Source organism: Xenorhabdus santafensis, from assembly GCF_033949405.1.
GTDB lineage: Bacteria > Pseudomonadota > Gammaproteobacteria > Enterobacterales > Enterobacteriaceae > Xenorhabdus > Xenorhabdus santafensis.
On record NZ_VCDN01000424.1, the window covers coordinates 1 to 669 of the forward strand.

At 38.3% G+C, this 669-nt stretch carries 1 protein-coding gene; it reads left to right on the top strand.

Annotated features, from left to right (window positions below):
• Nucleotides 1-223: 223 nt before the first annotated feature.
• Nucleotides 224-669, top strand: a 446-nt coding sequence (locus FE392_RS22975; RefSeq protein WP_319931989.1) for an IS110 family transposase, incomplete at its 3' end; no start/stop codon positions are given.

The following is a 669-nucleotide window of genomic DNA, read 5'->3' on the forward strand; positions in this document are numbered from 1 at the left end:
TTTTTATGAGATACTTAAATTTGTAGATAGAGTGTTGCCGACCACCTCCTTGAATCTTTGTATTCGGTTGAAAGAATGGTACCTCTGTCTAATAAGTAGTTTACGAATGAGTTGGATGTTGATGACCATTGGTCATTCTTCGTATCTCTTACGAGGTAGTAGCGCTTATTAGTTCAGAGGAGGACAACACTATCTAACACTAATTAAAATAGGGGTGTAAGCTATGTTCTATTTAGGTATTGATATCGCTAAACATAAACATTATGCGTCCATTATCGATCAAACTGGAAAACCTATTACTAAGCCATTTCCCTTTCAGAATCACAAAGAAGGTGGACAAGCACTATTAAATTGGATGTACCGATACATTGAGTCTCCTACAGAAATAATGATTGGAATGGAGGCAACAGGACATTATTGGTTAGCCGTTTATTCTTTTCTACTGGATCATGGCTTCTCAGTCGTTGTATTAAACCCAATTCAAACCAATGCCTGGCGAAAAGGCACAGAAATTAGAAAGCGGAAAACAGACGCCATTGATGCCACTATGATTGCCGATATCATTCGATTCGGCCGTTTTGTTGAAACCCCACTTGTGGACGAAAAAATGTTCGCTCTAAAACAAATGAGCCGCTTTCGTAATGCGCTTGTAAGTAATATGAGTGATTT